Annotated in this window: 12 protein-coding genes and 1 tRNA gene; 8 read left to right on the top strand and 5 right to left on the bottom strand. The window is 72.6% G+C overall.

The window, feature by feature from the left end:
- The first annotated feature begins 369 nt into the window (after positions 1–369).
- The 3 genes from ACYC1Z_RS10185 to ACYC1Z_RS10175 are packed head-to-tail and all read left to right on the top strand — an operon-like array spanning position 370 to position 3,472.
- Complete coding sequence (locus ACYC1Z_RS10185; RefSeq protein WP_461409408.1) at positions 370–1,140, top strand: hypothetical protein; 771 nt, start codon at positions 370–372, stop codon at positions 1,138–1,140.
- A 5-nt stretch (positions 1,141–1,145) separates the two neighbouring features.
- The gene (locus tag ACYC1Z_RS10180) at positions 1,146–2,450 is read left to right on the top strand and encodes an MFS transporter (RefSeq protein ID WP_461409407.1); all 1,305 of its coding nucleotides are present in this window, start codon (positions 1,146–1,148) and stop codon (positions 2,448–2,450) included.
- Positions 2,447–3,472, top strand: coding sequence for a TolB family protein (locus ACYC1Z_RS10175; protein WP_461409406.1), 1,026 nt, complete (start codon positions 2,447–2,449; stop codon positions 3,470–3,472). Before ACYC1Z_RS10180 ends, ACYC1Z_RS10175 begins: the two co-directional genes overlap by 4 nt.
- A gap of 73 nt (positions 3,473–3,545) precedes the next feature.
- Here the strand turns inward: ACYC1Z_RS10175 and ACYC1Z_RS10170 are convergent, their stop codons facing one another.
- The 4 genes from ACYC1Z_RS10170 to ACYC1Z_RS10155 all read right to left on the bottom strand — a co-directional run bounded on the left by ACYC1Z_RS10170 (position 3,546) and on the right by ACYC1Z_RS10155 (position 7,438).
- On the bottom strand, positions 3,546–4,541 hold the full coding sequence (locus ACYC1Z_RS10170) for a glycosyltransferase (RefSeq protein WP_461409405.1): 996 nt from the start codon (positions 4,539–4,541) through the stop codon (positions 3,546–3,548).
- 140 nt (positions 4,542–4,681) lie between these two features.
- Positions 4,682–5,659: a ribose-phosphate diphosphokinase gene (locus ACYC1Z_RS10165; protein WP_461409404.1), complete on the bottom strand. Its 978-nt coding sequence runs from the start codon at positions 5,657–5,659 to the stop codon at positions 4,682–4,684.
- Positions 5,656–7,185: a bifunctional UDP-N-acetylglucosamine diphosphorylase/glucosamine-1-phosphate N-acetyltransferase GlmU gene (glmU, locus tag ACYC1Z_RS10160; RefSeq protein WP_461409410.1), complete on the bottom strand. Its 1,530-nt coding sequence runs from the start codon at positions 7,183–7,185 to the stop codon at positions 5,656–5,658. The genes ACYC1Z_RS10165 and glmU overlap by 4 nt, the downstream gene beginning before the upstream one ends.
- 181 nt (positions 7,186–7,366) lie before the next feature.
- Positions 7,367–7,438: transfer RNA gene (locus tag ACYC1Z_RS10155), tRNA-Gln, on the bottom strand.
- 168 nt (positions 7,439–7,606) lie between these two features.
- On the opposite strand from ACYC1Z_RS10155, the gene ACYC1Z_RS10150 reads away from it, so the two are divergent.
- From ACYC1Z_RS10150 to ACYC1Z_RS10130, 5 genes are all read left to right on the top strand, one after another.
- Positions 7,607–8,212, top strand: coding sequence for a TetR/AcrR family transcriptional regulator (locus ACYC1Z_RS10150; RefSeq protein ID WP_461409409.1), 606 nt, complete (start codon positions 7,607–7,609; stop codon positions 8,210–8,212).
- A 31-nt stretch (positions 8,213–8,243) separates the two neighbouring features.
- The gene (locus tag ACYC1Z_RS10145; RefSeq protein ID WP_461409403.1) at positions 8,244–9,212 is read left to right on the top strand and encodes an ABC transporter ATP-binding protein; all 969 of its coding nucleotides are present in this window, start codon (positions 8,244–8,246) and stop codon (positions 9,210–9,212) included.
- A complete protein-coding gene (locus ACYC1Z_RS10140; RefSeq protein WP_461409402.1) occupies positions 9,209–10,405 on the top strand; it encodes an ABC transporter permease in 1,197 nt (398 codons plus the stop codon). Before ACYC1Z_RS10145 ends, ACYC1Z_RS10140 begins: the two co-directional genes overlap by 4 nt.
- A gap of 170 nt (positions 10,406–10,575) precedes the next feature.
- On the top strand, positions 10,576–11,103 hold the full coding sequence (locus ACYC1Z_RS10135) for a MarR family winged helix-turn-helix transcriptional regulator (protein WP_461409401.1): 528 nt from the start codon (positions 10,576–10,578) through the stop codon (positions 11,101–11,103).
- Positions 11,104–11,186: 83 nt separating this feature from the next.
- On the top strand, positions 11,187–12,974 hold the full coding sequence (locus ACYC1Z_RS10130; protein WP_461409400.1) for an ABC-F family ATP-binding cassette domain-containing protein: 1,788 nt from the start codon (positions 11,187–11,189) through the stop codon (positions 12,972–12,974).
- 129 nt (positions 12,975–13,103) lie between these two features.
- Here the strand turns inward: ACYC1Z_RS10130 and ACYC1Z_RS10125 are convergent, their stop codons facing one another.
- Positions 13,104–13,865: an SDR family oxidoreductase gene (locus tag ACYC1Z_RS10125; protein ID WP_461409399.1), complete on the bottom strand. Its 762-nt coding sequence runs from the start codon at positions 13,863–13,865 to the stop codon at positions 13,104–13,106.
- Positions 13,866–13,936: the final 71 nt, after the last annotated feature.

Raw genomic sequence — 13,936 nt, 5'->3', positions numbered from 1 at the left:
TCACGGAACCGGTGGGCGTCGCGGCATGTCCATGTGCGACACACTGCGGCACCCGGGCGATCCGACTCGCCCGTCCGGCGTCCCTCGCCGAGGCAACCCGCCAAGTATAGCGGCTCGTGCGGGCACCGCTCCGCCGTGGGACCGGGTGGGGCGAACGTCCCCCCGAGCGGTCCGCCATGCCGGTCCTGCCTCGCCCTCGCCCTCGCGACCACCCTCCGCTCCCGATCGCGTCGACCGTCAATCCGTCAATCCCAGGACGGGGAGCCGGGTCGGCGGATACGTTTGCCGAGAAAGCGGCTCCACCGGACCGGCACCGCGCTCCGCTCGCACCCCGCCCGTGCTCTGGCCACCGCGAAGGAGAGAACGACCATGTCAGGTATCGGGGAGTCGAGGACCGCCGACCGCTCCCGCCGCCTGCTCCTCGTCAGGGGAGCAGGCGCCGTGGCGCTCGGTGTCGTGGTGGGTCTGGGCGTGTGGTCGCTGACACGGCCGAGCGACGGCGCAGATGTCCCGGCTGCGACGGCCGGCCCGTCCGCCGATGACACCCTCGGTGCCCCGGACGGAACGGCCCCGTCGGTCCTCGAACCTGCTCCCGACGTCGCCACGGGCACGGACCCGGGCACCGACGGTCCGGGGCCGACGAGCGAGGACGGGGGGCCGGCAGGCGGGCAGGTGGCGAGCGGGCTAGGCGCCAACAGCCCGGGGATCGAGATGGTGCCCGACGTCGACCCGGCTGCCGCTGAGCCCGGGACCGTGGGTGCCCTACCCTCGTTGCCGGCCCTGGAGGTCGCGGGCGACACGGCGCCCGCGTTCGCCGTCGACGCCCTCGTGGCGGAGTTCCCCACCGAGGTGATCACCCTGGCCCCCAGCTCGACGGTGCTGTCGTCGTCCGTGTCGAGCGACGGGCGGCGGCTGCAGGCGTCGGTCCAGGCGACGGACACGGGCTCCGTGGCGGACGTGCTGGCGTACTTCACCGACACTCTCGGCGCCCTCGGGTTCGCCGCGACCGAGAGTCCCACAACGGCCGGAAGCACCGCCGTCTCCTTCACCCGCGGGCCCCACGTCGTGGTGGTCAACGCCCACCCCCAGTCCGGCGGTGCCGTCTTCACCGTCGCCGGTGTCCTGGACGAAGCGGGCTAGCCGGCGTGTCCTTCAGTCTCAGCGACCGCCCGAGGGGCGAGGCCTCGGGAACGGACGCCGCGGGCAAGACCGCACGCGGCCGACGGCGTGGGCGCGTCCCCTCGACCGTCGTCACCCTCGGGGTGGTGTCGATGCTCACCGACATCTCCTCCGAGTCCGTCGCTGCCGTCCTCCCGCTGTACCTCACGAGCGCGATGGGGCTCTCCCTCATCGCCTACGGGTTCATCGACGGGATCTTCCAGGGCGCGGGCGCGCTCGTCCGCATCGGCGGCGGTTGGGCCTCCGACCGCACCGACCGTCCGAAGTGGGTCGCGTTCGCGGGCTACCTCCTCTCCGCGCTCACCCGCGGCTGGCTGGTCCTCGCCCAGGGCTTCGCAGCGGTCACCGCCCTCGTCACGGTCGACCGGATCGGCAAGGGCATCCGCACGGCGCCGCGGGACGCCCTCATCGCCGTCTCCGCGGACCCGGAGACGTGGGGTCGCTCCTTCGGGATGCACCGCACCCTGGACACCATCGGCGCCGCGCTGGGGCCGCTCCTGGCGTTCGTCATCCTGACGGTCATCCCGGAGGGCTACACCTCCGTCTTCGTCATGTCGTTCGGTTTCGCCGTCATCGGGGTGGCGATCCTCGGGCTGCTCGTGCCCGACCGTCGGCCCCGGCGGGAGCGGGCAACGCCCGGCACGCGGCCCGAGCCGCTGCGCTGGCGCCAGATCGCCGATCCACGCCTGCGCGTGCTGCTCGTCGTCATGGCCGTCCTGAGCCTGCTCACGATCGGCGACGGATTCCTCTACCTCTCGCTGCAGGACCGGGACGGCTTCGCGGCACGCTGGTTCCCGCTGCTCTTCGTCGGGACGAACCTCGTCTACATCGCACTGGCGGTCCCGCTCGGCCGTGTCGCCGACCGGTTCGGCCGTGCCCGGGTGCTCGTCCTGGGCTACCTCGGACTTCTCGGCGCGTACGTGTGCGCGCTCCTGCCCGGCGGGGGCATCGGCCTGACCCTGGCGTGCCTCGCCCTGCTCGGCGCGTTCTACGCCGCGACCGACGGCGTGCTCTCGGCCGTGGCGGGCACCCTCGTGGACCCGTCCGTGCGGGCGAGCGCGATCGGCTCCGCCCAGGCGGTGGTCGCCATCGGCCGCATGGTGGCCTCGGCCGGCTTCGGAGCCCTGTGGTACACGCTCGGGCGCACCGGGTCGATGCTCGTGGTCACCGTCCTGCTCGCCGTGGCCCTGCCGTTCTGCCTCCGCGCGATCTCGCGCACGGGCACGGCGACGCCGGCCACGACCGACGCACCTGCCGAAGCCGCCGCGTGAGCACGCAGGCGCGGCGGGTCGGCCCGAAGGTGCTCGTCCTCACCGCCGTCATCGTGATCGTCACCGTCGGCGTGGTCGCATTCGGGCTCACCGCCTACAACGACTACCGCAGCACCCAGGACAACGCCCCTGTCGTCGCCGAGGCGGACCGCGTCGCGGTGGAGGACCAGCCCCGGGTGGTCTTCCGGAGCACCTCCCCGGGCCAGGACTACGGCAAGGTGGCGATGGTCCCCCTGACCGCACCGGCCGGCCCACGCGCGTTCACCGACGTCACGTGCGACCGCGTCGACGTCAGCGCGACGTACGTCTCGTGCCTTCGCACCGTGCGCGGGTTGGTCACCACGTTCGAGGCCGACCTGCTCGACGCGACCTGGGACCCGGTGCGGTCCTGGCCACTGCCCGGCGTCCCCAGCCGCACCCGGCTCTCCGCCGACGGCTCACTCGTCGCCACGACGTCGTTCGTCACCGGCCACTCCTACGCGAGCACCGGCTTCTCCACCCAGACCGTGGTCGAGGCGGCCGACGGCGAGGGATACGGCAACATCGAGGACTTCACCCTGATCGTCGACGGCGCCCCGTACACCGCCGTCGACCGCAACATCTGGGGCGTCACCTTCACCGGCGGCGACGGCTTCTACGCCACCGCGGCCTCGGCCGCGGCCGGCAAGACGTGGCTCGTGCTGGGCGACCTCGCCGCCCGGACCCTCACCACCGTCCGGGAGAACGCCGAGTGCCCGTCGATCTCCCCCGACGGCACGAGGATCGCCTACAAGAAGGACCGGGGTGAGCGGGAGTGGACCATCGCGGTGCTGGACGTGGCGACGGGCGAGGAGCGGGTGCTCGGGGAGACCCGCTCGGTCGACGACCAGGTCGAGTGGCTCGACGACGACACCCTGCTGTACGGCCTGGCCCGCACCGACGAACCGGGCGTCAGCGACGTGTGGGCGATCGCCGTGGACGGCACGTCGGCGCCGGTGCTGTTCCTGCCGCAGGCGTGGTCGCCCGCCGTCGTCCGGCCCTGAGCCGGCCGGACCGGCCCCGGGGGTCGGTGGCGTCACGGCAATGGCGTCACGACGGCCGGCGCGGACGGTGCGCTCACGCCGCGACGATGAGACGGAACCTCTCCGGCACGTCCAGCCGGCTCACCGACCGTGACATGGCCGCCCGGAGGTCGTCCGCGGTGAGCTCCTCCGGCGCGCGGCGGATGGCCAGACCGCGGCGGTCCAGCTCGCCGGCGATGAGCTCCTGGTGTGCGTCGACGTGCTCGTCGTGCTCGGGCCGACGCGGCAGCACCACCGGGCACAGACCCGAGTCCAGCGTGGCCAGGCAGGAGCCGATCCCGGCGTGGGCCACCACGAGGTCCGCCGCCGCGATGGCGGCGTGCAGCTCGGCCGACGGCACGTCGACGCGACCGTTCACGGGCAGCCCGGTGCAGTCGGAGACCCCCACCTGCCACAGCACCTCTGCGCCAGGGGCGAGGACCTCGGGCAGCACGCGGGACAGGTGCTCCACGGCGCGGCGGAACCCGTACGTGCGCATCGTGCCCAGGGTCACCACCACGCGCCGGGCCCCGCCGGCCGGTGCCTCCCCCGGCTCGGCGAGGTAGCCGTCGAAGAGCGACCCGGCGTAGCGCCACCGCGTGCCCGCCCAGGACTCGTACTGGGAGTACAGCCGCACACCGGGCATCTTCCCGATGATCCGGCCGGTCAGGCTCGGCCCGTCCGCCCGGGCGGCGCTCTCGATGTAGTGGGGCTCGGTACCGAAGGTGCGCGCCACGGGCAGGAACGCCAGCGCGATGCCCGCACCGGTGCTGATCACCCGGTCGTACCTGCCGCTGCGCAGGATCCGGGCGGCGTGCGGCAGCACCCTGGCCACCTGCCGGTAGCCGCGCGGGGGGATGTACGGCACGTGGTGGACGGTCTCCGCGGCCAGCAGGGAGCGTGACTGGGCGTCGTCGAACGTGGCCCACTCGACGTCGCCGAGGTCGGGCACGAAACGCTGCCGCAGGCGCCACATCTGTTCGAGGTGGCCGCCCGTGGAGGCGACGAGGAGCGTGCGCCCCCTGTTCGCGTCGATCGCCGTGCGCACCATCGCCGTTCCCTCTCAGCCGCGACCGGCGCGGGTGGGGCGACCGACCTCGTCGTCCTCCCGCTCACCCGGTGCAGTCTGCCACCGGGGCCGGCCGAGCATGGCCGGTTCCAGAGGTCAAGAGCAGCGCTGCTGGGTCGCCGTCACTGCCCGTCGAACAGCGACGTCACCGACCCGTCGTCGAAGACCTCACGGATCGCCCGTGCCAGCAGCGGCGAGATCGGCAGGACCGTGAGCTGGGGAAAATACTTGTCCGGGGTGATCGGCAGCGTGTTCGTCACGACGACCTCACGGGCGCCGGACTCCGAGAGGCGCTGGCCCGCCGGGTCGGACAGGACCCCGTGCGTGGCGGCGACGATGACGTCGGACGCGCCGGCGGCGAGCACCACCTTGACAGCCTCCGCGATGGTGCCGCCGGTGTCGATCAGGTCGTCCACGAGCACTGCCGTCTTGCCGACGACGTCGCCGACGACGCGGTTGGCCACGGCCTGGTTCGGCCTGGTGATGTCGCGCGTCTTGTGGACGAAGGCCAGCGGCACCCCGCCGAGCTTCGCGGCCCACTGCTCCGCCACCCGGATGCGACCGGCATCCGGCGAGACGACGGCCGCGTTGGCGGCGTCGATGCGGGAGCGGACGTAGTCGGTGAGGATCGGCATGGCCCACAGGTGGTCCACGGGACCGTCGAAGAACCCCTGCGACTGCGCGGCGTGCAGGTCCACGCTCATGAGGCGGTCCGCGCCGGCCGTCTTGAAGAGGTCGGCGACGAGGCGGGCCGAGATCGGCTCGCGGCCGCGGTGCTTCTTGTCCTGCCGGGCGTAGGGGTAGAACGGGGCGACGACGGTGATCCGTTTCGCGGAGGCCCGCTTGAGGGCGTCGACCATGATCAGCTGCTCCATGAGCCACTGGTTGATCGGCGTGGTGTGGGCCTGCAGCACGAAGACGTCCGCACCGCGCACCGACTCGTTGAACCGCACGTAGATCTCACCGTTGGCGAAGTCGTACGCCGTCGTGGGCAGGAGCTCGAGGTCGAGCTCGGCGGCGACCTCCGCCGCCAGCTCGGGATGTGCCCGCCCGCTGGCCAGCACCAGTCGCTTCTCGCCGTGTGCGGTGATCCCGGTCATCGGTGGCTATCTCCTTCAGCGGTGGCACCCGGGGCCTGGTGGTCCCGGGAAGTGCTGGTGCCGGCCGCGGGCCGGGCCAGTTCGGCGCGGGCCTGCGGGCCGAGCGCGGTATCGCCGAGGGCGGCGGCGGCCGCCGCTGCCGCGGCGGTGCCGGGGCGGCGGCGCAGCACCCAGCCCTCGATGATGCGCTGGGGGGCGCCGGTGACCGAGAGTGCGCCGGGCGGGACGTCCTCGCGGATGGTGGTGCCGGCACCGGTGTAGGCGCCGTCTCCCACGCGCACGGGTGCGACGAACATGTTGTCCGACCCGGTGCGGGCGTGGCGGCCGATGACGGTGCGGTGCTTCTCGACGCCGTCGTAGTTGACGAACACGGAGGAGGCGCCGATGTTGGTGCCCTCGCCGATGTCGGCGTCGCCCACATAGGTCAGGTGGGGCACCTTGGCACCCTTGCCGATCGAGGCGTTCTTGACCTCGACGAACGTGCCGATCTTGCCCTCGGGTCCCAGGTGCGCGCCGGGGCGCAGGTAGGCGAACGGACCGACGGTGGCGCCGTCCTCGAGGACGGCGCCGGTGCCGTGCGTGCGGGTCACGGTCACCCCGGCACCCACGCGCACGTCGCACAGCGTGGTGTCGGGCCCGACGACGCTGCCCTCGCCGACGCTCGTGGCGCCGTGCAGCTGGGTGCCGGGCAGGAGCGTGACGTCCCGGGCCAGCGCGACGTCGACATCGACCCAGGTGCTCGTCGGGTCGACGATCGTGACGCCGTCGCGCATGTGCTCCTCCAGGAGCCGGCGGTTGAGCTCGGCACCGAGCGCCGCGAGCTGGACACGGTCGTGCACGCCCGCGACCAGCCAGGAGTCCTCCACCGCGAGCGCCCGCACGGGCAGGCCGCGCCCGTGTGCCAGGGCGACGACGTCGGTGAGGTACACCTCGCCCTGGGCGTTGGCGCGGCCGACACCGCCGAGGGCCTCACGCAGGACGGCGGCGTCGAAGACATAGGTCGAGGTGTTGATCTCGCGGACCTCCCGCTGCTCGGGCGTGGCGTCGCGCTCCTCGACGATGCCGACGACGATGCCGCCCGCACGCAGCACCCGCCCGTACCCGTACGGCTCATCGACCGTGGTGGTCAGCACGGTCACCGCGTTGCCGTCCTCGGTGTGGGCGCGCAGGAGCTCGGTGAGCGTGCCGGCGTCGAGCAGCGGGGTGTCGCCCGCCATGACGAGCACGGGGCCCTCGAGCCGGTCGGCCGGCTGCCCGCCGGGGTCGGCGAGCGAGGCACCGCGGGTTGCGGCGTCCAGGGCGTCCAGGGCGCACCACACCGCGCGGCCGGTACCCGGGACGTCGTCCTGGTCGACCACGAGCACGTCGGGGTCGAGGGCCCTGGCGTGCGCGGCGACGGTGTCGCGCTCGTGCCGCACGACGACGGCGCGCCGCTCGGTGGGCAGGGCCGCGGCGGCCGCGAGCGCGTGGCCGAGGAGGCTGCGACCACCGATCTCGTGGAGCACCTTGGGGCGGCGGGACCTCATCCGGGTGCCCTCACCTGCCGCGAGGATGACGACTGCAGCAGCTCGGGTCACGCCAGCTCCCTCGGGGGATCACCGCCCGGGTTCGCTCCGGGCGTCATGCACGGGCAACTCTATCGCTCGCCGCCTCCCGGCCCGGGCGGCCGTCAAGGGCCGAGACCCGCCCCGGGGGACGGGCGCCCGGCTCCGCCCCCAGGATTCGAACCCGGACCGCAAGGCACCAAAGGCCTGCGTGCTGCCATTACACCAGGGCGGACCGCCGCCCGACCAGTGTGCCAGCCGCTGCGCCGTGGAGCAGTCGGCCGTCCACCCGGCAGCCGGCCCACCCACCCCGCAGCCGATCCACCGCTGGCCCGCCGCGGCGGACCGGCACGGCATGATGGGGCGCGTGACCTCCGAGAGCAGAAGCGCACCACGCGTGCGGATGACGGGCCGCGAGCGCCGCGAGCAGCTCGTCGCCGTCGGCCGCACCCTGTTCGCGGAGAAGGGGTTCGAGGGCACCAGTGTCGAGGAGATCGCCGCCCGCGCCAAGGTCTCCAAGCCGGTGGTCTACGAGCACTTCGGTGGCAAGGAGGGGATCTACGCGGTCATCGTCGACCGCGAGGTGCAACGCCTGCTCGGGATGCTCACCGTGCCGCTCAGCGCCGGCGGGCACCCCAAGGTCATCGTGGAGAAGGCGGCCCTGGCGCTGCTGGACTACATCGAGGAGAACACCGACGGCTTCCGCATCCTGGTGCGCGACTCCCCCGTCGCCCAGGCGACGGGGACGTTCTCGTCCCTGATCGGCGACGTCGCGACGCAGGTGGAGCACCTGCTGGCGGACCAGTTCCGAGCCCGCAGCCTCCCCGCGTCGGCAGCACCCATGTACGCCCAGATGCTCGTCGGGCTCATCGCCCTGACCGGGCAGTGGTGGCTCGAGGCCCGCCACCCGGACAAGGTGACGGTGGCCGCCCACATCGTCAACCTGGCCTGGAACGGGCTGTCGGGGCTGGAGCCGGACCCACGGCTGAGCTCCCAGGCCCGGTCGTGACGGGTCACGCCGTCGAGGACGGGAAGCACGAATGAGTACGCTCGAGCTCGATGAGCTGAACAAGACCTATGGCTCGGTCCGGGCGCTGCGCGACCTGACGTTCGACGTCCGCGCGGGTGAGATCTTCGGCTTCGTCGGGTCCAACGGCGCCGGCAAGACCACGGCGATGCGCATCGTCCTCGGCGTGCTCGCGCCGGACTCCGGCCACGTGCGCTGGGACGGTGCGGAGCTGGACCTACGGACCCGGCGGCATGTGGGGTACATGCCCGAGGAACGCGGCCTGTACCCGAAGATGAAGGTCGGCGAGCAGCTCGAGTACCTGGCACGCCTGCACGGCATGACCCCGCCGGCGGCCCGGACCGCCGTGGAGTACTGGACCGACCGCCTCGGCGTCGGGGCACGCCGGCGGGACAACGTGGAGAAGCTCTCCCTCGGCAACCAGCAGCGCGTCCAGCTCGCCGCGGCCCTGGTCCACGACCCGCGCATCCTGGTGCTCGACGAACCGTTCTCGGGCCTGGACCCCGTGGCCGTGGACGTGATGAGCGGCGTCCTGCGCGAGCGGGCGGACGCGGGCGTTCCGGTCATCTTCTCCTCCCACCAGCTCGACCTCGTCGAGCGGCTCTGCGACCGTGTCGGGATCGTGCGTGCCGGGCAGATGGTGGCGCTCGGCACGATCGACGAGCTGCGCACCACCGACCGACCCCGCTGGCTCGTCGAGGTGGGCACCGCCACCGACGACGTGCTCGCCTGGGCGGGCTCCCTCACGGGCGTCACATCGCTCGCACCGGCCCACCGGCCCGGGAGCGTGGTCCTCGAGCTCGCGGACCCGATGCCGGGGGCCGAGCAGGAGATCCTCGCGGGTGCGCTCCACCTCGGCCCCGTCCGGGAGTTCAGTCCGGTACGCCCCGGCCTGACCGACCTGTTCCGGCACGTCGTCGCGGACGAGCGGCCGACGCCCGCCGACGCCGCGCCCGCCCGCTCGGGAAGGAGCGGCCGATGAGCGCCATGTCCGTCGTCCGGCAGGTGGCCTGGCGCGAGATCAAGACCCGCATGATGACGAAGGCGAACATCATCTCGATGGCCGTCATGCTCGCCGTCATCGTGATCGCCGCCGTGGCGGGCAACTACTTCCTCGACCGCGCGGCGTCACCCGAGGCCACCCAGGTCGCGGTCGAGTCGCCCGTCGCCGGACTGCGGCCCTTCCTCACCGAGGCCGCGGAGCGGCAGGGCCTCGACCTCGAGCTCACGGACGCGGCGGGCGAGGATGCCGCCGCACTGCTCGACGACGGCGCAATGGCCGTCCTGCGCGGCACCCCGGCCCGACCGACCGTGGTGACCACCGGCGAGCCCGACCAGGCCCTCGTGGCCGTGATCACCGCGGCCACCCAGAGCTTCGTCGTCACCGAGCAGATCGACGCGCTCGGGGGCGACCCGGCCACCTTCACCCGGGCGCTGGCCGGTGCGGTGCCGACGGTGGAGCAGGCCGAGGACGCCGGGCCCGGGTTCGACGGCCCCACGTACGGCATCTCCATGGTGATGATCTCGATCCTGCTCTTCGCGCTGATCGGCTCCGGCTCCCTCATCGCCATGGGGGTGGTGGAGGAGAAGACCTCCCGCGTGGTCGAGCTGCTGCTCGCGACCATCCGGCCCGCCCAGCTGCTGGCCGGCAAGATCCTGGGGATCGGCGTCTACGGCCTCGCCCAGGTCGTCGTGCTCGGCGGAGCGGTCACCGCGGCGGCCGCCGCCCTGGGCCTGACGGACGGGATGGAGCTCAGCCTCGGCTCGGCGCTGGGCTGGCTGCTGGTGTGGTTCCTGCTCGGCTACGCCCTCTACGCGCTGCTGTTCGGCGGGTTCGCGGCGCTCGTCTCGCGCCAGGAGGACATCGGCTCGGTGACGACGCCGCTGATGTTCCTGCTGTTCATCCCGTTCTACGCCACGATGTTCCTGGTGCCCGGCAACCCGGACGGCACGCTGGTGCGGATCGTGTCCCAGATCCCGATCTTCTCGCCGTTCATGATGCCGGTGCGGGACGCTTTCGGTGCGGTCGGCGCCGGTGAGCTCGCGTTGGCGATCGGGCTCTGCCTCGTCACCATCCCGCTGCTCGTCGCGCTCGCGGCCCGGGTCTACCAGCGCGGCGTGCTGCACACCGGCGGGCGGATGAAGCTGCGCGACGCGCTGCGTGCCTCCGCCTGACGCCCGGCAGCCCCGGCACGCACACAGCGCCCGGGCGAGGGCCGCAGCTGGGAAACTGCACCCTCTGGGCGACGTAGACGACCGGCATGCACACAGCTCCCGGGCGAGGGCCGAGCGCGCCGGGGCCGAGACTCGACGTCGAGTATCTCGATGTCGAGTAATCTCGGGGAATGAACCCGGGACAGCACGGGCCGGTCCGGGGCCAGCCCCAGGACGAGGTCGACCGCATCGTCGCTGCCTGGCAGCGCGAACGCCCCGACCTCCAGCCTGAACCGCTGCACGTGTTCTCCCGCGTCTCGCGCCTGGCGCGCCACCTCGACCTGTTCCGCCGAGCGGCGTTCACCCAGCACGGCGTCGAGGCCTGGAAGTTCGACGTGCTCTCCGCGCTGCGGCGTGCGGGCGAGCCGTACGAGCTGACGCCGGGCCGACTGATCGCCGAGACCCTGGTCTCCTCGGGGACGATGACGAACCGTATCGACCGCCTGGTGAGCCACGGTCTCGTGGTGCGCGCCGCCGACGAGCACGACCGGCGCGTCGTCAAGGTGCGGCTGACGCCGGAGGGCAAGGCCAAGGTCGACGCCGCCATGTCCACCTTGCTGAGCGCCGAACGTGGCCTGCTCGCCGAGCTCACCCCCGAGGAACGGCGGGACCTCTCCGCGCTGCTGCGCACGCTGCTGCTGCCCTTCGACGGCAACTGACCGAGTACCTCGACCGCACGCAGCGGGGATCCGCTGCGTGCACCCGCACGGCGGCCACGGGCTGGACGCTTACCCTTGTCCCGATGGCGCATCTGCTCGGGGCCGAGTCCCTCCACCTTGAATACCCCACACGAGTCGTGTTCGACGCCGTGACCATCGGCGTGAACGAGGGCGACCGGATCGGGATCGTCGGCCGCAACGGCGACGGCAAGTCCAGCCTGCTCGGGTTGCTGGCGGCGCGGATCGAGCCGAACGGCGGACGGGTCACGCGCCGCGGCGGGGTGCGCATGGCGGTGCTGGACCAGAGCGACACGCTCGACTCCTCGCTCACCGTCGGCGCGTCGATCGTCGGCGACCGGGTCGAGCACGAGTGGGCCGGCGACCCTGGGATCCGTGACGTGATCGGCGGGCTCGTGCCCGACATCGCCTGGGAGGCGCGGGTCGGGACCCTCAGCGGTGGGCAGCGGCGCCGGGTGGCGCTGGCCGCGCTCCTCGTCGGCGACTGGGACGTCATCGCCCTGGACGAGCCGACGAACCACCTCGACGTCGAGGGCATCACCTGGCTCGCCGGGCACCTCCGCCGGCGGTGGGCGCGCAGTGCCGGCGGCCTGCTGGTCGTCACCCACGACCGCTGGTTCCTGGACGAGGTCGCGACGACCACCTGGGAGGTCCACGACCGGATCGTGGAGCCGTTCGAGGGTGGCTACGCGGCGTACGTCCTGCAGCGGGTCGAACGCGACCGGCAGGCGGCCGCGATCGAGAGCAAGCGGCAGAACCTCATGCGAAAGGAGCTGGCCTGGCTGCGCCGGGGGGCGCCGGCCCGGACCTCCAAGCCGAAGTTCCGCATCGACGCGGCCAACCAGCTCATCGAGGACGTGCCGCCGCTGCGCGACCGGCTGGCGCTGTCACGGCTGGCGACCGCACGGCTCGGCAAGGACGTGGTCGACCTGCTCGACGTGTCGGTCTCGTTCGACGGCCGGCCGGTCCTGCGCGACATCGAGTGGCGGATCGCCCCCGGCGAGCGCACCGCGATCCTCGGCGCCAACGGTGCCGGCAAGTCCACGCTCCTCTCGCTCATCGTCGGCACGCGGCAGCCCGACTCGGGCCGGGTGAAGCGGGGGAAGACGGTCCAGCTGGCGATGCTCGACCAGCAGTTCACCGAGCTGAAGGAGATTGCCGGCGACCGGGTGCGGGAGGTGCTGGCGCGCATCCGCACGACCTACCTCGTGGACGGCAAGGAGATGACCCCGGCGCAGCTGCTCGAGCGCCTGGGTTTCGCCCGCGAGCACCTGTCGGCCCGGGTGGGCGAGCTCTCCGGTGGCCAGAAGCGGCGGCTGCAGTTCCTGCTGATCCTGTTGTCGGAGCCCAACGTCCTCCTGCTCGACGAGCCCTCGAACGACGTCGACACCGACATGCTCGCCGCGATGGAGGACGTGCTGGACTCCTGGCCGGGCACCCTGATCGTGGTCTCCCACGACCGCTACCTGCTGGAGCGCGTCACCGACCAGCAGTACGCGATCATCGACGGGCGCCTGCGTCACCTGCCGGGCGGGGTGGACGAGTACCTGCGACTGCGTGAAGCGGAGAACACCCCGAAGGACGCGGTGCCCTCGACCACCGCCTCAGCACCGAGCACGCCCGGCCTGTCGGGTGCCGAGGAGCATGCCGCGCGCAAGGAGCTCGGCGCGACGGAGCGAAAGCTGGAGCGGCTTGCTCAGCGGATCACGGGCATCCACGAGCGGATGGCTGAGCAAGACCATAACGACTACGAGGGCCTCGGTCGGCTGAACGACGAGCTGCGTGAGGCCGAGGCGGAGTCGGCCGCCCTGGAAGAGCGCTGGCTCGAGCTCTCGGAGCTGGCCCAGTCCTGACGGGGAGGTAGAGGCCCCGAAGGTACCCCGCCACGGTTCACCGCTCCGCCGTGCCGCACCTCGACATCGTGCACCCCTGACCGCCACCCCGGCGCAGCAGTGCGCCACCCTGGGCGCAGCAGCGCATGGTCAGACCGGACCGTCCACGGTGCTGGTCCGTTCGGCCCAGGACTGCCAGTCCACGCCCCTGATGAGGGTGCCCGGGTCGGGCAGCACCGAGCCGCCCGCGATGCTCGCCGGAGCCGGCACGGCCTCGATCCGGACCGGATCGCCACGGAGCGCGGCCCATCGGCGCGCCAGGTCGACCAGATTCTCCTGCTGCGGTCCGGCCAGCTGCAGGTCCCCGTCGTCGTTGTCGCCGGCCATCTCGACCAGCAGGGCAGCCACCTCGGCCGAGTCCACCGGTTGCATGGGCATGTCCATGATCCGCGCGTACTCGCCCTGCCGGTCGAGATGTCGCGAGCGCGCGAGGACCTGTCCGGGGAACTCGTGGAACTGTGTCGCCCTGAGCGTCCTCACCCCAGGAGCGTGCTGACGGGTGGCGCGCTCGTGCGCGAGCGTCGCCACGTACCACCCGAAGTCCTTGCTCCCCTCGATGCCGACGATGGAGAGCACCACGGTGCGGTGCACCCCCGCAGCCCTCGCTGCGCGTCCGAGGTTGGTCGCCACCGAGGTGAAGAACTCGGTCGCCTCCCGCCGGTCCATCGACGACGACCGGGTGACGTCGACAATCGCGTCGACGCCGATCAGCCGCCCCCCGAGACCGGCCGGTTCGGTGAGGTCGATACCACTGCTGCGGCTCAGACCGACCACGTCGTGACCCGCAGCCTGCGCCAGCCGCACCACCTGGGAGCCGATCAGCCCCGTCGCCCCCGCTACGGCCAGCCGCATCTTCTGTCCCTCTCTGCGGGAACGGTCGGGTCTCTTGCGCAACACGTCGGGTCTCAGACCTCCGGAAGTAG

The organism is Georgenia sp., assembly GCF_054605595.1.
This window is presented reverse-complemented; position numbering and strand designations above follow the sequence as displayed.